The organism is Paenibacillus cineris (assembly GCF_018333335.1).
GTDB classification, from domain to species: Bacteria; Bacillota; Bacilli; order Paenibacillales; family Paenibacillaceae; genus Paenibacillus_AQ; species Paenibacillus_AQ favisporus.
Genome location: NZ_BORU01000005.1, coordinates 312,110 through 335,820, shown reverse-complemented (window position 1 = coordinate 335,820; position 23,711 = coordinate 312,110). Strand labels below are relative to the sequence as shown.

At 57.2% G+C, this 23,711-nt stretch carries 18 protein-coding genes and 1 riboswitch; of the genes, 4 read left to right on the top strand and 14 right to left on the bottom strand.

The genetic code is table 11. From position 1 onward, the window contains the following. Positions 1–8: 8 nt before the first annotated feature. The 6 genes from KI379_RS30775 to KI379_RS30755 all read right to left on the bottom strand — a co-directional run bounded on the left by KI379_RS30775 (position 9) and on the right by KI379_RS30755 (position 10,565). Positions 9–740: a sugar phosphate nucleotidyltransferase gene (locus tag KI379_RS30775; protein WP_076174117.1), complete on the bottom strand. Its 732-nt coding sequence runs from the start codon at positions 738–740 to the stop codon at positions 9–11. A 32-nt stretch (positions 741–772) separates the two neighbouring features. Next, on the bottom strand, positions 773–1,525 hold the full coding sequence (locus KI379_RS30770) for a glycosyltransferase family 2 protein (RefSeq protein ID WP_084204105.1): 753 nt from the start codon (positions 1,523–1,525) through the stop codon (positions 773–775). After that, a complete protein-coding gene (locus tag KI379_RS30765; protein ID WP_084204104.1) occupies positions 1,525–2,643 on the bottom strand; it encodes a glycosyltransferase in 1,119 nt (372 codons plus the stop codon). Before KI379_RS30765 ends, KI379_RS30770 begins: the two co-directional genes overlap by 1 nt. 5 nt (positions 2,644–2,648) lie before the next feature. Further along, the gene (locus tag KI379_RS30760) at positions 2,649–3,350 is read right to left on the bottom strand and encodes a glycosyltransferase family 2 protein (protein WP_244879502.1); all 702 of its coding nucleotides are present in this window, start codon (positions 3,348–3,350) and stop codon (positions 2,649–2,651) included. Next, positions 3,343–3,525, bottom strand: a complete 183-nt coding sequence (locus tag KI379_RS34200) for a hypothetical protein (RefSeq protein ID WP_186326167.1) — start codon at positions 3,523–3,525, stop codon at positions 3,343–3,345. Before KI379_RS34200 ends, KI379_RS30760 begins: the two co-directional genes overlap by 8 nt. A 173-nt stretch (positions 3,526–3,698) precedes the next feature. After that, positions 3,699–10,565: a WIAG-tail domain gene (locus KI379_RS30755; RefSeq protein ID WP_212985918.1), complete on the bottom strand. Its 6,867-nt coding sequence runs from the start codon at positions 10,563–10,565 to the stop codon at positions 3,699–3,701. Between the two features lie 367 nt (positions 10,566–10,932). Here KI379_RS30755 and KI379_RS30750 point away from each other — a divergent pair, with 367 nt between their 5' ends. Beyond that, positions 10,933–12,036: a YheC/YheD family endospore coat-associated protein gene (locus tag KI379_RS30750; RefSeq protein ID WP_244169395.1), complete on the top strand. Its 1,104-nt coding sequence runs from the start codon at positions 10,933–10,935 to the stop codon at positions 12,034–12,036. A 191-nt stretch (positions 12,037–12,227) separates the two neighbouring features. Here KI379_RS30750 and KI379_RS30745 read toward each other — a convergent pair whose 3' ends face one another. The 3 genes from KI379_RS30745 to KI379_RS30735 are packed head-to-tail and all read right to left on the bottom strand — an operon-like array spanning position 12,228 to position 15,251. Continuing rightward, positions 12,228–13,040, bottom strand: coding sequence for an energy-coupling factor transporter transmembrane component T family protein (locus KI379_RS30745; RefSeq protein WP_212985917.1), 813 nt, complete (start codon positions 13,038–13,040; stop codon positions 12,228–12,230). Continuing rightward, positions 13,037–14,647: an ABC transporter ATP-binding protein gene (locus KI379_RS30740; protein ID WP_244879501.1), complete on the bottom strand. Its 1,611-nt coding sequence runs from the start codon at positions 14,645–14,647 to the stop codon at positions 13,037–13,039. The genes KI379_RS30745 and KI379_RS30740 overlap by 4 nt, the downstream gene beginning before the upstream one ends. Continuing rightward, the gene (locus tag KI379_RS30735) at positions 14,640–15,251 is read right to left on the bottom strand and encodes an ECF transporter S component (RefSeq protein ID WP_089548443.1); all 612 of its coding nucleotides are present in this window, start codon (positions 15,249–15,251) and stop codon (positions 14,640–14,642) included. The genes KI379_RS30740 and KI379_RS30735 overlap by 8 nt, the downstream gene beginning before the upstream one ends. A gap of 79 nt (positions 15,252–15,330) precedes the next feature. Further along, a riboswitch (TPP riboswitch) is annotated at positions 15,331–15,444 on the bottom strand. Between the two features lie 281 nt (positions 15,445–15,725). Between KI379_RS30735 and asd the strand changes: the two genes are divergently transcribed. Then, complete coding sequence (asd, locus tag KI379_RS30730; RefSeq protein WP_089548444.1) at positions 15,726–16,520, top strand: archaetidylserine decarboxylase; 795 nt, start codon at positions 15,726–15,728, stop codon at positions 16,518–16,520. Positions 16,521–16,538: 18 nt separating this feature from the next. Here asd and KI379_RS30725 read toward each other — a convergent pair whose 3' ends face one another. The 5 genes from KI379_RS30725 to pdxR form a co-directional block, all read right to left on the bottom strand. Then, positions 16,539–17,396, bottom strand: coding sequence for an SDR family oxidoreductase (locus KI379_RS30725; RefSeq protein WP_212985916.1), 858 nt, complete (start codon positions 17,394–17,396; stop codon positions 16,539–16,541). 25 nt (positions 17,397–17,421) lie between these two features. Then, positions 17,422–18,417: a phosphotransferase enzyme family protein gene (locus tag KI379_RS30720; RefSeq protein ID WP_212985915.1), complete on the bottom strand. Its 996-nt coding sequence runs from the start codon at positions 18,415–18,417 to the stop codon at positions 17,422–17,424. Between the two features lie 233 nt (positions 18,418–18,650). After that, positions 18,651–18,773 carry a hypothetical protein gene (locus KI379_RS34275; RefSeq protein ID WP_256992934.1) on the bottom strand — a complete coding sequence of 41 codons (123 nt, stop codon included), beginning with the start codon at positions 18,771–18,773 and terminating at the stop codon, positions 18,651–18,653. A gap of 91 nt (positions 18,774–18,864) precedes the next feature. Continuing rightward, positions 18,865–19,650, bottom strand: a complete 786-nt coding sequence (locus tag KI379_RS30715) for an AraC family transcriptional regulator (protein WP_076174099.1) — start codon at positions 19,648–19,650, stop codon at positions 18,865–18,867. 189 nt (positions 19,651–19,839) lie between these two features. Then, positions 19,840–21,303 (bottom strand): MocR-like pyridoxine biosynthesis transcription factor PdxR, encoded by a 1,464-nt coding sequence (gene pdxR / locus KI379_RS30710; RefSeq protein ID WP_076174097.1) that lies wholly within the window; start codon positions 21,301–21,303, stop codon positions 19,840–19,842. Between the two features lie 206 nt (positions 21,304–21,509). Between pdxR and KI379_RS30705 the strand changes: the two genes are divergently transcribed. Then, a complete protein-coding gene (locus KI379_RS30705; RefSeq protein WP_212985914.1) occupies positions 21,510–22,163 on the top strand; it encodes a pyridoxamine 5'-phosphate oxidase family protein in 654 nt (217 codons plus the stop codon). A gap of 165 nt (positions 22,164–22,328) precedes the next feature. Further along, positions 22,329–23,630 carry an aminotransferase class I/II-fold pyridoxal phosphate-dependent enzyme gene (locus KI379_RS30700; protein ID WP_076174093.1) on the top strand — a complete coding sequence of 434 codons (1,302 nt, stop codon included), beginning with the start codon at positions 22,329–22,331 and terminating at the stop codon, positions 23,628–23,630. Positions 23,631–23,711 lie beyond the last annotated feature (81 nt).

The following is a 23,711-nucleotide window of genomic DNA, read 5'->3' as shown; positions in this document are numbered from 1 at the left end:
AGGGCGGCTCATGGGAGAATTCCCTTCATTTTTTTGCCAGCTTCTTGCAGAGATTCAAAGGTTCCCGCGTCGCCCCACCAATGCTGCAGGATATCGTACTCCAGCCGCCCGTCTGCCGCATAGACGTTGTTGACGTCGGTTATTTCGAGTTCTCCCCGGTCCGATGGACGGATCCCGGAAATGATATCGAACACGGAAGTGTCATACATATAAAAACCGGTGACGCTGTAAGAAGATTTAGGCTTCGCTGGCTTTTCTTCAATCCGGCTGATGAGCTCCGGGCGCGCCCGGTCAAACACCGGGACACCATACCTTCTGGCATCCTGAACCTGTTTCAGGAGAACCCGCGCCGTCCCGGCAGGCTGCTGCGCAAATTTATTTACATACGTGCTCAAATCATCCATAAACAGATTATCTCCAAGCAGAACGACGAATTTTTCGTCCTTCATAATAAAGCTTCTTCCTCGATCCAGTGCCTCGGCGATTCCTCCCGCAGACTCCTGAATCCGGTAGGTTAGCTGCACACCAAAATCCTGACCGCTTCCCAAAAATTCCGTATACAAACCTGCGGACTGTTTGCCCATGACAATAAGAATTTCCTTGATTCCTGCCTGACGCAATCTGTCGATGCCGTATACGATCATGGGATACTTTCCGACAGGTAGCAAATGCTTGTTGATCAGCCGGGTCAGCGGATACAATCGGGTACCTGTCCCGCCCGCCAAGATAATACCTCTCACTGCACCACTCCTCCTTCAGATATGCTGCCTGCTTACTCTATAAACTGGCGGGGATCAATCTGCCACTTCTCTATAAACAAGCGGTGATTCCGGTCAATCAGCTGTTGAATCTGTTCGGAGGATGCCTGTTTAAAGCTGGCGCTGCCCTGATGGTGAACGAGCGCATCCCCGCAAATCAGCAGATGAAAGCCGGCCAACCGAGCCCTGTAGCAGTAATCGTCATCCTCATAATGACCTGGTGAGAATGCTTCATCCAGAAATCCGATCCTGTTCAACACTTCCCGTTTTATAAGCAGACACATGCCGATAACCCGGTTCACTTCCACCCAGCGGGACGGATCTGGCTGATTGTTTCGGGCAGCTGTCAGCTGGAATTCTTCTGTATTGTTAAAAGAAACATCCACCTTTTGTCTACCCGAGGCTGCATTGGTAACAGGCCCGACCAAGCCGACATCCGGCCGGCTGTGCAGGGCGGCGAGCATATTGGATAACCAGTTCGTCGTAACCGTCACATCGTTGTTGAGCAGGAGCAGATCGTCCCCTCCGGCCGCCGCCAGACCGATGTTGCAGGCGACTGGAAACCCGCGGTTCACCGGAAGGGAGATAAATGGAATTCCCTCCTTGATGCAGTAGCCGTCGGTACCGTCAGTCGAGGCGTTGTCGACAACGATGATTTCGTACGGCGTATCGGTGTATTTGCGGATCGCCTCGATGCAAGGGACAAGCAGATGCAGGCCGTTATGCGTGGGGATGATAATGCTCGTCATTCGCTGATTCAGACTCATCAGGCATTCCTCCGCAAGGCGACTTCCGTCCGGGAGACTGTAGAAGACTGGGGCATCCAGCCGGCATCAATCAGCGCATGGAACGCTTCCGCATGGTCACCGATAATCAGGTCTGCCACCGCATTGCCGGTGCCCGTATTCCCGGGACGCTTCCGGTTTGCGCTGATCACGTCAACCGGCTGCACCAGCGCGAAGCGGTGCCCCTTCGCAAGGGCCAGGGCTTGGGCCTTGGGGGGAACCATCAACTGCTCGCTGCCGATATCATCAATCAAACGTCTTGCCAGTGCATGTGGAACGGCCGTTAGCGAATTTGCCCCCAGTTCCGGGTGCCCTAGCACCGTATTTAAAAAGCTTTTGCACCGCGTTACCTCATCCTGATGCATATATGGCGGCAAATACGGATTCAGGTCATTCAGCGCAGCGTCTATCCCTTCATCCACCTTATATATAAAAGGAGCCAGTTCCTCGGCGGAGATCACGACATCCCCGTCCGTAAACAACACGATATCCGCCGAGGTCATGGCGGCCCCCATGCTCCGGCCCACGTCATGTCCGAGCCGGCCCGGAACATGGAGGATGCTGGCGATCCGGTGATTGCGTGCAGCCGAGTAGCTTTGATCCCGGCAGCCGTTCAGTACGACGATTACTTCCTGGAGCGGCAGCCGTTCCAATTGCTGAAGCACCTTGCCCAGCGTATCCTGTTCATTGCTGGCACAGACGACGGCTGCGGCCGTCCTTGCCAGCGGCAGCGGAATACGGTTGTCCTTTCGCCCGGAACCTTTAGCATAACCGTCGGCGTAGCTTTTTGACAGCCGGAGCATCGTACGAATACCCGGACGCTTCTTCACATATGCCGCGCACCAATCGGAAAACGCCCGCTGAAGCGGCGATTCATAGAGGAGAACATCCCCTTCTCCTTCTTCGGCGTCGGCTTTGCCTCCTGCAAGGAGTCCTGCCTGATAAGCGGCATCCGCCAGCTTGCCTTCCCCCGCCCGGTAGATTGACGGTAGGGCCGCACGGCTCCGCTTCGGAATGGTGCGCCTTTCCTGCCGCCGCTTCCTCCCGGCCCAGTTTATTCGAGACCGAGCCGTTACACTTCTTCTTGTTCTTCTTCTCATCAGGCTCACCTTCTCACCCGCTTTCGTTCCCGTCCCAGATCGCTTCGAAGCCCCCTCGGATCCGTTACCGACAAATACCACTTCACTGCCTGAATATGATCCGCAAGAACCACCTCCTGCAGTGGATCTTTTCCGTCCACTTTGGCTCTCCGCTTATTTAACCGTCCTACGGGTACTTCATGAACCGCTTCAACCCTGAGCCCGGCGGTGACTGCCTTCGCTAAAGCAAGGGGAGGGACCGACAGGCATTCGGCTCCAAGCATGTCGACGGCGCGGCGGCTTAATGCATGCGGGACGGCGGTCAGAGAGGCTCCAAGCAGATCGGCGCGGCGCAGCATCGTATTTAGAACATGCTTGGCCTGAACGACCGGATGCGTCTGACGCCGGCGAACCGGGCCTCTATACCGGTTCAGCGCGACATCTACCCCGCCAATAACCGCCGTGACGAAGGGACGAAGCTGCCCGGCACCGATCGGCATGTCTCCGTCCAGGTACAGCATTACCTGACCCCGGGCGGCCTGCGTCCCTGCGCTTCTTCCCGCATCATGCCCAAGCGGATGCTCATACCTCAGCACACGAGCCCCCGCAGACTCGGCCGCTTCTGCCGTTCGGTCGCGGCAGCCGTTGGCTACGACAATAACCTCGCAGGAAGGATGTACCCGCAGCGCTTCCCGGACCACGGCAGCGATCGTCTTCTGTTCATTCATCGCAGGGATGATCACCGATAAGACCGGAGGAAGGTCGGTATGGGGCATCCGCCTTGCCTGCGGCTTGGTTCGATGCCTGGTTCTTGACCATACGCCCGTCTTCGATGCTTGTCGGTACTTTCGGCGGGTTGGTCGATAGGTTCGTCTGTATCTTATCCGCCTCATCATTCGACATATCCCTCCCTGTCATATCAGCACGTATCTCATCACATCCTATGCCATGGGGAATGCCGTGGAAGCGGCGTTTGTGCAATGTATTTAGGTATCGTTCACGGATTTCATCACGATACTTGCTGATGATCAAGAGCATAACAAAAAAGCGCGGGGACTCTGCCCCGCGCTGGTTACTTATTCCTTATCTTTATTCTCTTTTGGTTCTGCCTCAGTCCTGAACGCGCTTCGCTGCCTCATGCTGCGCTGTGCATAGCCCGTGGTTCCTTTTCCTGATGGAGAGACCGAGCCGATCGCGATCCAGGATAGGAAACCGAAGGTTTCCGGGCCCACCCGTCTTCTCACCACTTCGATAAAGGCGATATCTTCCCGCTGCGTGTTCAATACAGCATAGAAATCGGGATGATTGCACATCGCCACGATCACATAATGGGTGTTTGGATACGGTTCCGGCAGCGTCACCGGTACTTCAACCTGCAGCTGGCCTTCGCCGATCCGGAAAGAAGTGATGCCGTACTGTTGAAGGGCCGGCTGTCCCGAAGCACTCTGAACGGGTGCAAAAGCAAGCTGTTCACCGGTGACCGACCTAGCGGCGATGTGTCTGTTCTGGATCGCCCCGTTCTGGATATGGTCCGAATGGACCGCCCCGGATTGAAGATGCCATTCCTGGATGCTTCTCGCCTGAAGGTGAAGAGGCTGAATCGTTTCCGGCTGGATGTGGCTGCCGTCGATCGTGTTCGGGGCAATTTTATCGCCCGTAACGGCTTCATCTTCCAGCAGACCGGTGGTAACGGACTCCGGTGCCAGGTGATGCGCCTGAACGCTGCCCGGCTGCAGATGGTCCGAGGATACGGATTCAGGGGCCAGATGATCCGGACCGACCGCTCCCTCTGCAAGATGTTCACCTTGGATGAGGCCGGGCTGCAGGTGCCATTCCTGCACAATGCCGGACTGCAGATGGTGCGGCTGAATCGTTTCCGGCTGGATGTGGCTGCCTTCAATCGTGTTCGGGGCAATCTTTTCCCCCGTGACGGCTTCATCTTCCAGCAGACCGGTGGTGACGGACTCCGGCGCCAGGTGATGCGCCTGGACGCTGCCAGGCTGGAGGTGTTCCGAGGATACGGATTCAGAGGCCAGATGATCCGAACCGACCGCTCCTTCTGTAAGATGTTCGCCCTGAATGAGGCCAGGCTGCAGGTGCCATTCCTGCACAATGCCGGACTGCAGATGGTGCGGCTGAATCGATTCGGGCTGGATATGGCTGCCGTCAATTGTGTTCCGGGCAATTTTTTTCCCCGTGACGGCTTCATCTTCGAGCAGACCGGTGGTGACGGACTCCGGCGCTAGGTGATGCGGTTGTACGCTGCCCGGCTGCAGATGGTCCGAGGATACGGATTCAGGGGCCAGATGATCCGGACCGACCGCTCCCTCTCCCAGATGTTCGCCCTGAATGAGGCCGGGCTGCAGGTGGTACGGCCCGATGGATTCCGGCTGGATATGGCCGCCGTCGACCGCACGGGAAGCGATCTTATCCCCCGTTACAGCATCCTTTTCCAACGAATCGGCCGTGACGGACTCCGGCGCCAGGTGATGCGGTTGGATGCTGCCCGGCTGCAGATGGTCCGAGGATACGGATTCAGGGGCTAGATGATCCGGACCGACTGCTCCCTCTGCCAGATGTTCGCCCTGAATGAGGCCGGGCTGCAGGTGGTAAGGCTCGATGGATTCCGGCTGGATATGGCTGCCGTCAACCGTTTGGGAAGCAATCTTATCCCCTGTTACGGCTTCCTTCTTCAGTGATTCGGTCGTAACCGAATCCGCCGCCAGATGATGCGGCTGGATAAGGCCTGGCTGCAGATGCCATTCCTGAATCGTCTCAGCGTGAAGGTGGTACGGCTGGATCGACTCGGGCTGGATATGGCTGCCGTCGACCGCATGAGGAGCAATCTTGTCGCCCGTAACGGCCTCATCTTCCAACGATTCGGTCGTGACGGTATCCGGCGCAAGGTGATGCGGCTGGATGCTGCCTGGCTGCAGATGACCCGAGGTGACGGATCCGGACGCCAAATGCTCCGGGCCAACCCCTCCTTCTGCAAGATGTTCTCCGCGAATAAGGCCGGGTTGCAGATGGTAAGACCGGATCGATTTGGGCTGGATATGGCTGCCATCCAATGTATTAGAGGCAATCTTATCCCCAGTCACGGCATCATCTTCCAGTGAACCGGTCGTAACCGAATCCGGCGCAAGGTGATGCGGCTGGATGCTGCCCGACTGCAGATGATTCGAGGTGACGGAATCGGCCGCCAGATGATCCGGACCGATCGTACCTTCGGCAAGATGCTGGCCCTGGACGATACCCGGCTGCAGATGCCATTCCTGTACAATGCCGGACTGCAGATGGTGCGGCTGGATCGATTCCGGCTGAATATGGCTGCTGCCTACGGCGCGAGAAGCGATTTTATCTCCCGTGACGGCTTCATTCTTCAGAGCATCTGTCGTGACCGAATTCCGTGCCAGGTGATGCGGCTGGATGCTGCCCTGCTGCAGGTGATCCGAGGTGACGGATTCGGCTGCCAGATGTTCCGCGCCGACCGCTCCTTCTGCCAGATGTTCCCCATGAATGAGGCCGGGCTGCAGATGGGACGGCTGAACCGATTCCGGCTGAATATGGCTGCTGCCAACCGCGTTGGAAGCGATTTTATCCCCCGTCACTGCTTCGTCTTCGAGTGAATCCGTCATGACCGAATTCCGTGCCAGGTGGTGCGGCTGGATGCTGCCCTGCTGCAGGTGATCCGAGGTGACGGATTCAGCTGCCAGATGTTCCGCGCCGACCGCTCCCACTGCAAGATGTTCTTCATGAATGAGGCCGGGCTGCAGATGGGACGGCTGAATTGATTCCGGCTGGACATGGCTGCTGCTAACCGAGCCTGGAGCGATTTTATTCCCCGTAACGGCTTCGTCCTTCAGAGAATCAGTCGTTACGGAACTCCGATCCAGGTGATGCGGCTGGATGCTGCTCCGCTGCAGATGATCCGAGGTGACCGATTCGGGGGCCAGATGATCCGGACCGACGGCCCCTTCTGTAATATGCTGGCCCTGAATGAGTCCTGGCTGCAGATGCCAATCCTGGATGCTCTCGGCCTGAAGGTGAAGCGGGAGGATCGATTCCGGCTGGATGTGGACACTTCCTATCGCACCCGTGGCCAATTTAGCCGAGCTTACGGATCCATCCTTCAGCGCATGCTCGTGAACAGCCCCAAAGGCCAGGTGCTCCGCCGTTACGGCCCCTGTCTGGATGTGATGGCTTCCGATCGACGTGTCCGCCAGCTTATCGGCTGTGACCGCACCGGGATGCAGCGCTTCGGTATGCACCGAACTTGTGGCCAGATGCTGCATACCGACACTGCCTGCCTGCAGCTGTTCCTCTCCGACCGATTCGGGGGCTAAATGCCTGAAGTCCACCGCACCAGGGGCAATATGCTGCTTCTCCACGCTCTTTTCCTGAAGCTGAGCCGAGCCGATCGATTTCGCCTCGATATGGCGGGTTCCGATCGAATCCGGCGCGATCTTGTCACCGGTTACTGATCCGCCCTGGAGGGCAACTTCGGATACCGCATCCGGGGCAAGATGGCCGGATTGTATGCTGCCGTTCGTCAGATGGGCCGCTGTGACGGATGCCGGCGCTAACTGCTTAGAGCCTACAGCTTCTTCACCCAGGTGGCCGATGCGGATAATCCCCTCCTGAAGATGCTCAAAACCGATGGAGGCCGGTTTCAGATGAGCGCTGTCGACGGATGCCGGTGCCAGCTTGGAGGCGCCCACCGCACCATCCTGCAGTGCCTCCGAATATACGGCACCTTCAGCCAAATGCTGGGCTTTGATGCTGCCTGACTGAAGCTGCTCTTCTCCCACGGAATCCGGAGCAAGATGCCGGAAACCGACCGCCCCCGGAGCAAGATGCCGCTGCTGTACGCTTTTCTCATGGAGATGAATGGAGCGGACGGCATCCTGTTTGATATTGACGCTGCCGACCGATTCCGGTCCGAGCTTCGATGCGGTTATTGCGCCGTCCTTGATGGCTTCTGTGTTAACCGATAACTGACTCAAATGGCGTTCCTGGATCAATGCGGACTGCAGATGCCCTTCGCTGACCGAGCCGGGTGTGAGATGACGCTCGCCGACAATGCCTTCAGCTAAATGTCTTTCCTCGACAGTACGGTCTTGCAGATGCTCGCCGGAAACAGAACCGGCCTGGAGCTGATTCCCTCCGACTGAGCCTGCCGTGAGATGACGCTCACTGATGATATTATCAGCCAGATGCTTCTCTTCCACCGCTTGGTTCTGCAGGTGCACCCCGGATACGGAACCGTCCTGAAGCTGATTTCCGCCGATCGAACCGAACGTAAGGTGACGCTCACTGATGATATTGTCAGCCAGATGCTTCTCTTCCACCGCTTGGTTTTGCAGGTGTATTCCGGAGACAGAGTCGGCCTGAAGCTGGGTTCCTCCGACCGAACCGGCTGTAAGATGGCGCTCACTGATGATATTGTCAGCCAGATGCTTCTCTTCCACCGCTTGGTTTTGCAGGTGTATTCCGGAGACAGAGTCGGCCTGAAGCTGGGTTCCTCCGACCGAGCCGGCCGTAAGGTGGCGCTCACTGACGATACCTTCGGCCAGATGCTTCTCTTCTACTGAATGGTTTTGCAGGTGCGCTCCGGTGACGGAATCGGCCTGAAGCTGGGTTCCTCCGACCGAGCCGGCCGTTAGATGGCGCTCGCTGACGATGCCTTCAGCCAGATGCTTTTCTTCGACCGCTCCACTGTGCAAATGCACGCTGGAAACCGAGCCGGGCTGAAGCTGTACTCCGCCGACTGATTCTTCCGAGAGATGCCGCTGGGTTACCGCACCCACGTTGATCGAGCGGGAAGTGACGGCGTTGTCGGACAAATGCTCACTGCTTACGGACGCGGAGGCCAGCTTGGGGCTGCTCACACTCCCATCAGCCAGTTTGGCAGACGTCACCGCCAGATCCTGAATTTTGTCGGTCGCCACGCTTTCGGGTGAAAGCTTCAGGGAGGTGACCGCATGGTCTGCTAAGTGAGCCGGATAGATAATGCCGTGATTGAGATGACCGGATTGAACGCTTCCTGCTGAAAGCTTTTCTGCAGTTACCGCTTCATTCCTAATGATTGCGTTGTGTACGATTCCGGGCGTCAGATGATCTGCGTTCACCGAACCTTTGGCTATATGCTGGGTTGTGACGGCCTGATCCTGAATCGCGGACGCTCGCACGCTTTTGTCGGACAAATGCCGATCCTGAATCGAAGCCGGGCGGATATGCTCCGCGCTGATGCCGCCTTCGGCTATATTGCGGCCGCCGACCGCGCCGTCTGCCAGTATGCCGCTCGTCACGCTGCCGCCTGCGAGCTTTTCACCAATGACAGATTTGTTCTGCAGATGACGGGAAGCTACCGCTCCATCCGAGATATGCTGCTCGACAATGGCGCTGCGGGTAATGTGTCCCGTGGTGATCGACCCGTGTCTGACATGAGAGCCTTCCACGACGTTTGCCGCAATATGGCTGCCGTTAACAGCCCCCTGCTGAATGTGGGACGTCTGGATGGAATTCGGCGCAATCTGTGCTTTCTGGACGGCACCTTGTGCCAGATGCCGGGTCTGCACGGCTTCGTCTGCAATTTTCTGGGGCAGAATGCTTTGATCGGCAATTTTAGATGAGGTGACCGTCTGCTCGACAATATGCACCGTTCCGACCGACTGCTCTGCCAATTTGTTCGCCCCGACGCTGTGGTCGGCCAAGTGCGCTGCAGTGATCTCGCCGGGGGCGATATGCTTGCCGCGAATGGTCGCATCCGCCAAATGCGCGGACGTTACCGCAAAGGGTGCCAATATTGGTCCGGTCACGGCTCCATCCTGCAGATGTTGGGTGCCGACTGATTTTTTGGCGACATGCTCGCTTGACACGCTCCCCGTCGCGATTTGATTTCCGCCAACGGAGCCGTTCTGAAGAAGTTCCCCGGTCAGTGATCCTTCCCGTATATGAACGCTTTCGATGGAGCGCTCCTTTAGCTTGTCGCCCGTAATTTCGCCGGTCCGGATCTTCGAGCCGGTAACGGCGCCTTCGGCCAGTTTCGACGTGTCGATCACTTCATTGGTCAAATGCATGGACTGGACGCTGGCCCCAGCAATTTTGCTTGCCGTTACGGCTTGGTCTTGCAGCAGATCTGTGTTTACGACCAGATTGCTCAAATGGCGTGACGTGATGGAACCGTCGGCGATTTTGGTGGAATCGATCACCTGGTCGCCCAGCTTGGCGGATGTAATGCTTCCGTCACGGATTTTTTCCCCGCTGATGGAGCGATCCCGAATTTTGCTGCCGCTGATCGCGCCGTCGGTCAGATGCTCCTCCAAAATGGACTCAGAGGCAATTTTGGAGGAGACCACGGAGCCGTCGGCTAAGTGAATATGAGAAACAGCATAATCGGCAATGGCCTCGCTGCCTACCGAGCCGGGCTGAAGTCTGGACGAGTCAATGGCCCGGAGCGCAATTTTGGACGTCGTGACCGAACCATCGCTCAGATCATCCGTATAAATGATTGGCTCCGGGGAGTTCGGCATCCTTTTTTCTTCAATGATCTCCTCCAGCTCCTCACGGTCCCGAACCGGCACCGTCTCCTCAGGTATAGCTTCTTCAATAACAGGCTCCTCGGGTACCGCTTCCTCGGATACCGCCTCCTCCTCGGGCTCTTCTATTGCCTCAGGCTTGCTCTCTGCAGTGTCCTCCATTTGGTGCTCTTGTATCGGTTCAACTGTGTCCAAAGTCGTTGTTTGCTGGACTTCTTCCTTTTCAAGGACTGCATCAGGGGCAATGGATCGGATTTCCGCATATGAATCAAGTTGGTTTGTCTTTGGCGCCGTTACTTTGCTTTTACGGATCAGTTCCAACTCCTGAATTTCAGGATTATCCACGAAATAGAGGTTCTTGTTCGGTTGTTTAACCGTCCGGCTTTTATTTTTCTTCTTCAAAAGACCTCGCTCCTTCCTGACCGGATGCATCTTGGGCATCATATGCGAACAAATAGGCCGTTGTCACTGATTTCCCGGTTTTTGTAACGATTTTGAACTAGCCAATCGGATGAGTGCTTCCGGCAGAACAGTCCGGGAGGACGGGATCACAAATATTCAGGGATAAAAGGTTGAAGTTCGGGGGATGATCGAGGGACATCCTGAGGGACATGAGTGTCACCTGCCCACCAATAACTACTCTGTGCATTCATCCTTTCACCGTTTGAGAAAATAGGCGGCACGTTACGGACAAAGACCCTTGCTTATAGCAATCTATGGCATAGGATATATAAAAAGTGGGATGACGGAATGCCAGGGAGGGATGAACGTGTGGATTTCTGATGTTGGAATTCTGCTGAATGCAGCGGTGCACCGGGGAATTCCCGGCGGAAAGACGGGAGCGGAATCCCTCGTCAATTATGAAGAGGCGGCCCGGATGTTCGGCTTAAGGCCGTGCTATATGAAACTACAGGATATCGATATTGAACGCCATGAATGTTCGGCGTTTGTTCTGAGAGAGGGAAAATACGTTTACACCAGGCTTCCGCTGCCAAGGGTCATTCATAACCGGGCCATCTACTTTGACGGGCGGTCAAAAAATAGAATTCAACGTCTTATAGACGGCGGATATATGATATTCAACGCCCACAATCGGTACGGGAAAGATGAAATTCATCACTTGCTCGAAAGTAACCCGCTGCTTTCGCAGCATCTTCCCGATACGACGATCGCCGCCCCTTCCTCTGTCCAGGAAATGATGCGGCGATATCGTGATCTGATATTAAAGCCTTGCGTCGGCAGCGTCGGCAGAGGAATTATGCGCCTTCACGCCCACGGCCAGCACTGGTATCTTACTTATGCCCGAACCGGGCGATCCCTGGGATGGACGACGGTTCGCTTGAATAGACAACAACTTCCGGGCATCCTGCTGCGCCGGATCTCCCAGGCGCCCTTCCTTGTCCAGGAACGCATCGCACTGGCGGAATATAAACAGCGGCCTTATGACCTTCGCGTCTCCATCCAGCGAGGCATTAGCGGCAGCTGGAGCCTGACGGGAATGTACGCCAAAGTCGCCGCATCCCGAATGTTCGTCTCCAATGTCGCTCAAGGCGGCAAGGCCTTCCCGGCCGAACGAATTCTCGCCGAAAGCCTGCCGGGGTTATCTGCGGACAGAATCTCGGATAGCGTACATCAGCTCGCCTTCGGCGTGGTCCGGCAGCTGGAGCAGCATTTGCCTTTTGCGGCGGACCTTGGCCTGGATATCGGCGTCACGAAGGGCGGCAAGCCGTATTTTATTGAATGCAACGGACGGGATCAGCGTTACGGCTTCCGAAACGCCAATATGCCCCAATATTGGAAAAAAACCTATCGTGAGCCCATGGCCTATGCCCGGTACCTGGTAAATCGGCAGCACGCCGGCATAGGACTTTGAGCACGGATCCCGGGTTAGTCTGCCATAAATTGTGCGCAACCTCCGGAAATCCGGTAAAGCAGGTAAAAACGCAGAACGGGAAACCGGGAAAACAACGGATGCCGGACAAAAAGATGCTTAAACGAAAGACCGAAAATGCGTCATGCTGCTTTTTCGGTCTGTTCTGCATCGGCTAATAGCTATCATACGGCTTAACCTTGTCCATGGTACCTGACATCTTCGATGCCGAACCAGGGAACGGCAGCGGCCGCATAGTACGCAGCCGCTAGGGCAATGACGAACATGAGAACCGCCAGCCCGTCATACCTGCTGAAAGCCGACGGATAATAGTACGTTCTGCGCCCCGACCCGCTGAACTGCTTCGCTTCCATCGCCACGGCAACGCGGTGCGCCCGGCGGATGCTCTGCGACAGCAGCGGCACCGCATACAACCGGACATGCTGAAGGAGGCCACTCGGCCCCCAGCCTGTCCGTACGCCGCGGATCCGCAGCGCCTGCCTGCGGATGAGAAACTCCTCCCATACGATGGACAGCAGCCGGATCGACGCCATGAAGCTGTATGCGAATTTGGGGGGAAGGCGAAAATTTTGCATCAGTGAATAGAACAGCTTGACGGACGGCGTGGTCATGACGAAGAGCAGTCCTTCTGCCGCAAAGGCAATCGTCCGGAATCCCAGGTGCAGCCCGCGGTAGAAGCTTTCCTCGGATACGCGGAACAGCCCCCACTGCCACCAGACGTGATCCCCTTTCCCGAAAAGGATCATCGTCAGGGATGAAGAGACGAATACGAGGCTGAAGGAGAGAACGAGCAGCCCCACCTTCCATGCCGGATAACCGCTGAGCAGAAACAGGAGGGCGATGTAGACCGCTGCCTGATAGACGGCAAAATCCATGCTTCGCGTCTGAATCGTAACGATAAACAACATGATCAGCACGGCGAGCTTCAGCGAGGGATTCGCCCGGTGCAGCCAGGTATGACGGCTCGGAGTTAAAAACCGGTTCATCCGCTCACCTCCTCCTGGGCATTCGAAGCTGCGCCTTCTCCCTCAAGCCTCCGCCTCCCGGGCTTTATCGCCGTCAGGCTTCCGCCTTGGATTTCCCATACCTGGGTAGCGGCCAGCTCAGCGATTTCTCGCTCATGCGTCACCATAATGATCGCCGTGCCGCTGCGGCGAAGCGCTTCGCAGTATTCCAGGATCGCAAAGGCGTTGCGGGCATCCTGCCCGAACGTCGGTTCATCCAGCAGCAGCACCCCCTGGCGGCGGACCGCCGCGGTGGCAACGCTCAGCCTGCGTTTCTGTCCGGTCGAGAGCTGATACGGATGCCGGTTCTCCAAGCCATGCAAATGAAACGTCTTCAGGCAGTCTTCGGCTTTACGCTCCACCTCAGCCCGCGACATGCCGCCCTGCATGTGAAGGGAAAAGGCCGTCTCCTCCAGTACTGTCTGGGCCACAAACTGAAACTCCGGGTTCTGAAACACGAACCCGATCCGGTCCGAAGGGCAGGTCCGCTTCCTGCCCCTTCCCTGCAGCAGCCTGCCTTCCAGCACGTAGCTGCCGGCTGTCGGAAGAAGCTGCATCAGGCTCAGCAGCAAGGAGCTTTTCCCCGCCCCGTTAGGACCGACAACAGCGACAAAATCGCCGGCATATACCTCCGCCTCTTCCACCATAATCGCCGGCTCATCTCCGCGGAGACCGACAAACCCCCGCAAGGAGAAGACCGGCGCCGCCAAGTCCGCACCTTGCTGCGGGGATTGCACCAGGCCGCTGTTCCATGTATCCCGGTGACGGATATAATCCTCCCAAACGCCGGGATACCAAATGCCATTTTCCTGAAGGGTCCGGCGGTACGCCGTGAAGATTTCGGCCGGCTTGCCGTCGGCCAGAATGCTTCCGTCCCGCGCGAACAGAACGATCCGGTCGACCCAGTTCACGATTTCTTCGATTCGGTGCTCGACGATCAGCACGGTCCGTCCGGCCGATACACCGCGAACCGCCTCCCAAATTTGCTGTCTCCCCTCGGGGTCCAGCAGCGCCGAGGGCTCATCCAGCAGGAGCACTTCCGGTTCCAGCAGGAGGACCGAGGCGAGCGCGAGCCGCTGCTTCATCCCCAGGGACAGCCGTTCAATCGGAGTGTGCAGCTCTTCGAGGTCCAGGCCGACCCGTCCGAGCGCCTCCCGCATCCGTGGCACCATATCCTCCCTGGCTACTTGGCGGTTCTCCAGCACAAACGCCAGCTCCTCATCGACATACGGCATGCAGAACTGGGTATCCGGGTCCTGAAATACATACCCGCACGAGCGGGGCTTCCGAATGTCCGCATATTTGAGCGGAACGTCAATGACTGCCGGAATCAACCCGCCGAGCACCTGCAGCAGCGTCGATTTCCCGCATCCGCTTGGGCCGAGCAGAAGCACCTTTTCCCCGGCCGGCACGGACAGGGAAACATCCTTGAACACGAACGCCTTCTCACCCGGAAACTTCAGGCGCAGGTCCGTTACCGAAACGGCAATTTGCCTGCTCCCTTGATCCGTCCTTTGATCCGCTCCTTGACCCGTCTCATGCACCGCCGAATGCTGCATCGTCGCGATACCCCGGTTAGTCTCAGTCATGATCGAGCGCTTCATAATCCTTGGCTGTCACCGGCCGGAGCAGCTGGGTTACTCCGGTTGCTTCCAAAGCTTTGGTCAGGGCATACGCCAGGTACCCTGCGAGTACCGCCGAGCTGATTAACCGCATCACATACTTCAACACGATCATCCATGTCGTATAGTCCGTGACGTAGCCGTAGTACACATCTACCAGGAATGATCCCAATCCCGAAGCCATGCCGGCCAGCGCCGCTACCCCCATGGAGAATTTGCGGTAACGGAACAGGGCGAAGATCAGCTCCGCGGCTAGACCTTGCGCCACGCCGTAAATCGCCAGCTGAAGGCCCCATTCACTGCCGAACAGAATTTCTACGTGAGCCGCGGCAACCTCGGCCAGGAGGGCTACGCCGGGCTTGCGGATCAGCAGCGCGGCAAGCGTCGAAGCGAGGAACCACATGCCGTACATCAGCTCATCCGCTTGGAAAAACAGCGGCTTGAACAAGTCGTTCACCGAACCCCAAAAATGGTACACCACCCCGATCACGAGGGAGAGCAGAATCGTCACGAGCAGGTCGCTGAGCTTGAGCCCCTTCGGCCGATCCATCTGCATCGTACTGCTGTTCATTTGACAACATCCTTTCTTTTTCCAAAATTGGGCAATAAAAAAACCCCCTGGATAAGCGAGGGAGATCGTCAAATAAGCCCATAAAAGGACTTGAATTCTCTACGCTGGCATTATCCAGATCAGATTCCCGGTCAGCAGCGGTTCATTAGCTGCACTCTCAGCCCGATTCGCTCGAGCTCCCGTATTCCCATATGTACACAGATGAACGCAAGGCGCGGCATCGCCGCCTCCTGGTCCCGGAGCCATCGCCGTCCAAAGCGATGAGATGCTTGGGTTCGATTCCGTGTAACAGGCACCTCGCCGCGATGAGTCGACGTCGGGCCCGTATTGATTCCAAAATACATGATCCTCGAAGGATTGGCAATACCATTTTTCTCCGGGTCGGTTTCCAGCATGTGTTGCATATTGATTTGGTAGCCGTTCTATGTCAATATATTCAGAGTGCTACAGGCACGTATGGAAGGGAGATTAGGCATGACAAAGAAATTACTGCGGCTCATGACAGAGCTCTCCTCGCGAAAGTGGCTCTCTTCCATGATGGGACGCTTCTCGCACAGCCGACTCAGCAGAGGGATCATCCCTACGTTTATCAAAAGCTATCAGATCCCGGCGCATGAAGCGGAGAAAGAAATCTATGAATACCGCACGCTCAACGAATTTTTTTCGCGGCGGCTGAAGCCTGGCATGCGTCCAATTCACGAAGGCGAGCACGTACTCACGAGCCCCGTCGACGCCAAGATCACCGCAATGGGTGAAATCACCTCAGGCACGATTCTGAACGTGAAAGGGCAGGATTATTCGGTGGCGGAGCTGCTTAATTTCTCTCCCCACCTGGAGTTATATAAACATGGCTATGTCTTTGTGCTGTACCTCAGCCCTACCGACTATCACCGGATCCACTCTCCAATCACAGGCGTGAAAGTGGAGAGCGAGCATATCAAGGGCCGGTGCTACCCGGTCAATGATTTTGGCATGACCCAGATGAAATCCGTGCTGTGCCGCAATGAGAGGCTGATAACGTATATCAAGGGAGCCCTGGGAGAAGTCGCGGTCGTCAAAGTCGGCGCCATGAATGTCAGCAGCATCCGCTACGACGACGAAACCGCCAATTCCTGGCGTAACGGCGATCCGCTCGCCTATTTTGAGTTCGGTTCGACCGTCGTGCTGCTGATCCAGGACGGCGCATTCACCCCGCGGACAGACCTCCGGACCGGAGATCATGTCCGCATGGGCCAGCTGCTCGGTCAGCTGCACCCGCATAAAGGCTGAACCGGAAGCGAATCCGGCTCAGCCTTTTTTGCTTAGGAGCGCGAGCATAATCCGCTGAAACCACCGGCCCGGAAGCAGCTGCTTGGCCTTCATCGTCCAGCGTGTGCCGGCAGGCAGCGCATAGCGGAATGCCGGCTTGTTCATACGTGCGATTCTCGCGATCAGCCGGGCCACATCGGCCGGATCGCCGCGCTGGTCGTCGTTGTCACGGGAAAAGGCCATCACCTGGCTCAGCATCCGCTCGTAGGGTGACCGCTCGGCGGCGCTCATCTGCGCAAATCCTTTGTCCCAAATGGCCGTTCCGTACGAACCCGGCTCCACCACAACGACATCGACGCCGAATGGCCGCATTTCTAGGGCAAGGCATTCGCTAAATCCCTCCACAGCAAACTTCGACGAGACATAGGGGCCAAAACCGGGAAATCCGACAGCCCCGCTGACGCTGCTGATCTGAATGATTGTTCCCTGATGGGCCTCCCTCATCGCGGGAAGAACGGCCTGGGTGACCGCAACCATCCCGAAGAAATTCGTTTCCAGCTGCGCCTTCCACTCGTCCATCGGAATCTCCTCGATCATTCCTCCGTATGCGGTGCCTGCATTGTTCACAAGCACGTCAATTCTTCCGTGGGATTTCAGGATGCCCGATACCGCCTCAAGCACCTGTCCCCCGTCCGTCACATCCAGCCTAACCACGTGAATATGCTGTATTACCCCCGCCGTCTGCGCAGCGTCCATCAGCTCCCCGCTCGCTTCCGGCCTTCGCATGCCGGCAAAAACCGTGTATCCGGAGGCGGCCAGCTCCACGCTGGTCAGCAGCCCGAAGCCGCTGGAACCACCCGTGACCAGCGCGACCGGCCGCTCATCATGTCCTCCCAATTGCGCTCCACTCCCCGTTCAGATGTTATTTCGCCGGAAACAAAAACGGCTCATCCGCCAAGTAGCTGCGGATCGCGGACAGAATATACCCCTTCTGTTCCTTCAGCGACGGAATTTCCTGCGGATTGCCGGCGTGAAACGCCTGATTCTCCAGGACCGCCTGCAGGAAAAAGGTTTCCAGCATGGACACGCTCTCCCTCGGAAGAAGTCGCATGCTTTCGTACCCGTCCAGCAGCATGCTCCGCTGTGCCGGGTACAGACCGATGAGCGCCTGCGCCAAGTCGTATGCATAATAACCGAACCCGCAGCGGCCAAAATCGATCGGGCAAGGTTCCCCGTCCGTGAATACAACGTTCCCTTCGTGGAGATCCGCATGGATCATACCGTACCGGGAAGGGCCCGGAGGCCATGCGGCGATCCGCCCTCTGATTAGGTCCGCCGCCTGTACATAAAGCGCCCATTCATCGGAACTCAGAAAGGCGCGGTGCCGCCGTTCCAGCCGCTGCATATCTTCTGTCAGGCTCGCAGCCCCCCATTCGGGTCTGACGAACCCTTCCGGCGGAACAAAGCTCTGCGCAGCCTGATGGAGCCTGGCCATAAGCACGCCCATCCGGTACACCTGCCTGTCATCGAGGCCGCCCTCCGCCTGCTCCCCTTCGATCCAGCGCAGCAGCGTCACCGGCCAGCCCTGGCTCCGGTCCGCCTCGCAGATCGCCACGGTATTCCCTTCCTGGTCCGCTACGCCTTCCGGAACCGGCAGGCCTTGGGAAGAAAGCCAATTCAGCCACATCATTTCCGAACGGATGGCCGGTACGTCAGCCGACACCGGATGGATCCGCAGCAAAAATTTGCCGCCGGACCGCGCGCTCACCCGGTAGGTAATATGGTCTGAAATTTGGATAAATTCCGCATGTTCCTCCTTAATGCCAAACTTCTCCAGTGCGGACATCAGCACCTGCTCCGCCTGAACCAGCAGGAGGCGCAGGCTGTCCTCCGAATTTGCTCCGAATGCTTCATTCATTTCGCAATCCTCCATCCTCTGCTTAACACCTTGCTCCCACAGCATACCATAAGCCGGCAGGCCAGGGGAGGGCGCAACCGCGAACCGTATTCTCCGCGTAACCGGTACTATTGACCATTTCAATCTAATGATGCGCGCACAAAAAAGCAGCGGCGGGCTGGCATCCCGCGCTGCTCTTAGACATCATTTATATCAGGTGTGATGAAGTTCATAAAAAAGGTTAACGAGTGGGGTTAAAACCATACGTCGCTCATGATGCTGACCGGTCTGAACCGGCGCATCCGGTTACGGCCGTTCCCCCGCGCCGCCGCAGCTGCGGCATACCCGTCACGCCTGCGAATCCGCCGTCTGCTCATCCGACTCTTTCCTCCCTTCGTTTATTCGGTGCATTTGCAAGCTTGAAGCTTATTACCCGAAAGGGGAAGACCGCGAAACAGCAGGAAACAATTACCGGATTTCGGACGGATTCTTGCCCGTATACTGCTTGAATTGCCGGCTGAAGAAAAAAATGTCGCGGTATCCGAGCGCATCGGCCACCTCCGTGACGTTCATACCGGCATGCAGGAGCAGATGCTGCGCCCGGTCGATCCGCGTCCGGATAATGTAAGATTGAACGGGTGAGCCGATCAGCTCCTTGAATTTGATCGAGAAATACCGCGGCGACAACCCGGCGCGGGCGGCCAGATCTTCGACCCGGTGCGGTAAGCCGGGATGCTGCTGAATGTAATTGGCGATCTCGTGGATCACCTCGGTCAGCTGGTTGCTGACCTTCTTCTCCTCCGGCTGCTGCCGGTCGTGCCGGAGCAGATGGATCATCAGCTGCTTCAGGATGAGCTGCCCCTCTTCCTGGGCGGCGAAGGTGTTCACAAGAAACAGCCTGACGTAACGGGCAAGCATGTATTCAAAGTCAACGGTTTCCGTCAGCTTCCGGTACGGCAGCGGAATATCCGTCACAGGCTCGGACACCCGAAAGTGGCTGTAAGTCAGAACGAGCGGCTTCTGCGGATTGTGCGTGGCGCTCGTGTGGTCTCCGGGCCTGAACAGGAAGCAGCTCCCCTTGCCGACCTCATACGGTTCGTCATTCCGGATGACGGTCCCTTCCCCGCTCCATACGTAAAATAAATCGTAATTTTCCAGCGCCTTCTCGCGCTTCTGCCATTTCCAGCCGGGCTCGCACACAATTTTGGCGAGGGACGGCAATATTTCAAAAGATGACGGCGATGCGTGCAGCATGTCGTCATTCCCCCTTATATCATAGACTCATATCTTTCCTCCCTATGATACTATTTCGGCGCGGTTTTTGCACATCCGGCCCATCCCCCTGGGATTCCGACGGGTTTACGCCCCTGTAGGCCTGTCCAAAATCGCGCCTTCTCCCAATGCCGTAAATAACCGCACACAATATACAGGATCTGCCTTCGACTATTCGTTCATACGATGCCGGATATCCTCCCATGCCGCAGCCAGCCGGTCAACCCCCTCCTCCAGCTGCCGCTCATCCCATCGGGCATAGCTGAAAAAGGCGGCCGGCGGTCCCGGCTGGATCCTGTAGCCGGACGCGTCCCTGAACGTTACGCCACGAGCCGCTGCTGCGGCTGTAAAGGCTGCAAAAGCTTCCGGCGGTTGCAGCCAATAAGCATACACATGCAGGCCCGAATCTCCCGGCATCAGCGAGAACAGATGCCCCGCCTTCTCCCGCATCCGGGTGCAGAAACGGCGGTGGCGGGCACCGTAGATCCGCGTAAGCCGGCGGAGATGCCGGCCATAATCGCCACGGGCCATAAACCGGGCAAGCGCCCGCTGCTCAAGCAGCCCTGTCGTCAGCGGCTCGTACAGCGTTTTGGCCCGCAGCACCGCATCCACGAGCGATTGGGGGACAATGGCGTAACCCAGGCGCAGCCCGGCAAACATCGTCTTCGAGAAGGAGCCGATATAAATGACCCGATCCCGCGTATCCAGCGTCTTCAGCGGCTCGATCGGCCTGCCGCCGAAGCGGAACTCGCTGTCGTAATCGTCCTCCAGGATGACCGCCTCGTGCCGCTCCGCCCAGTCCAGCAGCTGCCGGCGCCGCTCCAGCGTCAGGACGGCGCCGGTCGGGTACTGGCGGCTCGGCGTCACCAGTACAAGGCGGGCGTCCCAATCGGACAGACGGATGCCGTGGACATCGACCTCAGCCGGAATCACTTCCGCTCCGCAGGCAGCCGCCGCCCGGATGATTCCCGAATAGCACGGATCTTCAAGCACGGCCGCCTCGCCTTCATTCAGCAGCAGCTGAAAGAGAAGGGTAATACCCTGCATTGATCCGCTGAAGAGCACGATTTGCTCCGGATCGGTATGAATTCCCCGCGTGACGCGCAGATGGGCGGCGAGCGCCTGCCGGAGGCCAAGGTCCCCGGCGGGATCAGCGCCGCGCTGCATATCCTCTCCACCCCGGCCTCCTGCATAGGCCATGGCGCTGCGCCACTCCGCATAGGGAAACAGCTCCATGCTCATCCCGCCTCCCCCCAAGTCGATGCCGGCGGGAGCCTTGCCGCCGCCGGATCTCGGGATTGGCGGGAGCTCTAGCAGCCGCTCTCCCCAGCGGGATAGGGCAAGCGGTGCGGCAGCCGCATCCCCCCCTGCTGTTGGCGCAGGTCCCGCTTGAGCCACGAAGGTCCCCCGGCCTACTTCACTGTGGACATAGCCTTCCGACACCAGCATATCGTAACCTAAGGCGGCCGATCCTCTCGACAAGCCGTATTGATCCGCGAGCTCGCGGGTCGAAGGCAGCTTCGTTCCTCCAGGCAGCCTCCCCTCCATAATGGCGTCCCTCAAAGCGTGATACAGCGCCAGGTACTTGTACCGGTGTTTCTCAATATAAGTTTCCAGATGCAGGGATATCTCCATGCCGTCCTCCCTTCCATTGCTGCGGAACCAGATGCAACAAACGTATTTTTCCTCCCGTGACCGCTTATCGTCTCAGCCGCCAGCAAAATGGACTATAAAAAATACTCTAAATTGGACCTTTTTCCTTGTCAATATTCCCGTTATGCTGTTGTCACCGCAGCGATAACCGCCGATCGGCAAGCGATACATCAAGGAGGAGAAAACCAATGAGAAGAAATGAATTTGAAGTGACGCGTGAGGAAGAAATCGAGGCGTTTTTGTCGGAGATGAGCTTCGGCTTCCTGGGGACCCTCGGTGAAGACGGACATCCCCGGGTGACTCCGATCAACTATGTGTATCATCAAGGCATGTTCTACATGCATGGCAGCCGTTTCGGCGAAAAAATGGACCACCTCGCCGCCAATCCCGCGGTGAGCTTCAGCGTCGCGGAGGAATATGCGATCATTCCTTCCTACTTCACCGACCCTCTGATGGCCTGCCCCGCCACTTCGTATTTCAAGAGCGTGACCGCATCGGGACGGGTCGAAGTCGTACAGGACCTGGAAGAGAAAGCAGCCGCCTTTACCCTGTTTATGAACAAGCTCCAGCCCGAAGGAGGATACGCCCCCATTGACGCCGCCAACCCCAAATACGCTTCCAGGCTGCGCGGTGTCGCCGTTCTGCGGATCGTTCCCGACCGAATTACTGCGAAGTTCAAGTTTGGGCAAAATTTGACGGAGGACAAAAGGGAACAGGTGCTGCAGGGTCTGGACGCCAGAGGCCGCGGCAAGGACCGGGAGACGATGGAGCTGATTCGCAGCAGCGCTTGCCCTCATATGCAGCAAACCTTGGCCCCGGATCCCTATTCCGAAGAAGAGTAAAGCGGCATGATTCACCAAGAGCCTTAGAGAACCTTTTTCACAGCACAACCATCCTTTTCCTTTTTCCGTGACGGCTCTCATCGCAGGTGATATAATGTTAGGCAGTTAAAATGGCATATACCTTGCAAAAGCCTATCATTACACAGATTTGGAAGGATGGAAACCATGTTAAACCCACTCGCTGCACAGTTGAACGAAAGTTTGAAAGCCGGCAACGCGCATGTGTACGAAATGTTGTCCAAGCTCGGCCAGGAAATTTATTTTCCGAAGGAAGGCATCCTGAGCCAATCTGCGGAAGCGACCAGCCATGCCAAAAAATATAACGCAACGATCGGCATTGCGACCGAACAGGGCATCCCGATGCATCTGGCTGCTATCCAGGAGAAGCTGTCCGCATTCGCGCCGAAGGACCTGTACCCATACGCACCACCCGCAGGCAAACCCGATTTGCGCGCTGCCTGGCTGGCAAAAATGATCGAAGAAAACCCGTCGCTCGCGGGCAAAACGGTCAGCAGCCCGATTGTGACGAACGCCCTGACCCACGGGCTTAGTATCGTGGCCGATCTGTTCGTGGACGAAGGGGACGCCGTGATTTATCCGGACAAAAACTGGGAGAACTACGAGCTGACCTTCGGCATCCGCCGCCATGGCGAACTGGTCAATTATCCGCTGTTCACCGGGGACATGACCTTCAACAGTGACGGACTTCGCGAAGCCCTGCTGGCCCAGAAGGACAAAGGCAAAGCCGTCGTGCTGCTCAACTTCCCGAACAATCCGACGGGCTACACGCCGGGTCCGGCGGAAGGCGAAGCCATCGTCGCTGCCATCAAGGAAGCCGCCGAAGCCGGCATCAATGTCGTGGCGGTTACGGACGATGCCTATTTCGGCCTTTTCTTTGAGGACTCCCTCAAAGAGTCGCTGTTCGGCAAATTGGCGGATATCCATCCGCGTGTACTGGCCGTTAAAGTCGACGGTGCCACCAAAGAGGAGTTCGTCTGGGGATTCCGCGTCGGCTTCATCACCTACGCTTCCCAAGATACCAACGTGCTCGCCGCCCTCGAGCAAAAGACACTTGGCATCATTCGCGCGACGATTTCCAGCGGCCCCCATCCTTCCCAGACCTTCGTGTTGGACGCGCTGAAGTCGCCTGATTTCGCGGCTCAGAAAGAAGAGAAATTCCACATCATGAAAGGCAGAGCCAACAAAGTAAAATCGCTGCTGGACAGCGGCAAGTACGGTGATGTGTGGGAGTACTATCCGTTTAATTCCGGATATTTCATGTGCCTGAAGCTGAAAGGCGTGTCGGCCGAGGAGCTGCGCAGCCACTTGATCCACCAATACGGAGTCGGCACCATCGCCCTAGGCGAGCATGACCTGCGCATCGCGTTTTCCTGCATCGACGAGGAATATCTCGAAGACCTGTTCGATTTGATCTATCAGGGCGTTCAGGATCTGCAGCGGAAATAAGCACGGAAGTACCATTTAGCGGGCAACCATCAACAACCTATTTTTTTGGGAAAGAACGGGTGATTGCCCAAGCACAGCAGC

What these genes read in the sequence shown, in the direction of transcription:
- KI379_RS30765 (WP_084204104.1), bottom strand. Translation starts at nt 2,643, where the DNA reads ATGAGAAGAAGAACAAGAAGAAGTGTAACGGCTCGGTCTCGAATAAAC.
- KI379_RS30745 (WP_212985917.1), bottom strand. Translation starts at nt 13,040, where the DNA reads ATGAACCGGTTTTTAACTCCGAGCCGTCATACCTGGCTGCACCGGGCG.
- asd (WP_089548444.1), top strand. Translation starts at nt 15,726, where the DNA reads ATGACAAAGAAATTACTGCGGCTCATGACAGAGCTCTCCTCGCGAAAG.
- KI379_RS34200 (WP_186326167.1), bottom strand. Translation starts at nt 3,525, where the DNA reads ATGTCGAATGATGAGGCGGATAAGATACAGACGAACCTATCGACCAAC.
- KI379_RS30740 (WP_244879501.1), bottom strand. Translation starts at nt 14,647, where the DNA reads ATGACTGAGACTAACCGGGGTATCGCGACGATGCAGCATTCGGCGGTG.
- KI379_RS30735 (WP_089548443.1), bottom strand. Translation starts at nt 15,251, where the DNA reads ATGAACAGCAGTACGATGCAGATGGATCGGCCGAAGGGGCTCAAGCTC.
- KI379_RS30715 (WP_076174099.1), bottom strand. Translation starts at nt 19,650, where the DNA reads ATGCTGCACGCATCGCCGTCATCTTTTGAAATATTGCCGTCCCTCGCC.
- KI379_RS30770 (WP_084204105.1), bottom strand. Translation starts at nt 1,525, where the DNA reads ATGAGTCTGAATCAGCGAATGACGAGCATTATCATCCCCACGCATAAC.
- KI379_RS34275 (WP_256992934.1), bottom strand. Translation starts at nt 18,773, where the DNA reads ATGAGCAGACGGCGGATTCGCAGGCGTGACGGGTATGCCGCAGCTGCG.
- KI379_RS30700 (WP_076174093.1), top strand. Translation starts at nt 22,329, where the DNA reads ATGTTAAACCCACTCGCTGCACAGTTGAACGAAAGTTTGAAAGCCGGC.
- pdxR (WP_076174097.1), bottom strand. Translation starts at nt 21,303, where the DNA reads ATGGAGATATCCCTGCATCTGGAAACTTATATTGAGAAACACCGGTAC.
- KI379_RS30720 (WP_212985915.1), bottom strand. Translation starts at nt 18,417, where the DNA reads ATGAATGAAGCATTCGGAGCAAATTCGGAGGACAGCCTGCGCCTCCTG.
- KI379_RS30760 (WP_244879502.1), bottom strand. Translation starts at nt 3,350, where the DNA reads ATGAATGAACAGAAGACGATCGCTGCCGTGGTCCGGGAAGCGCTGCGG.
- KI379_RS30705 (WP_212985914.1), top strand. Translation starts at nt 21,510, where the DNA reads ATGAGAAGAAATGAATTTGAAGTGACGCGTGAGGAAGAAATCGAGGCG.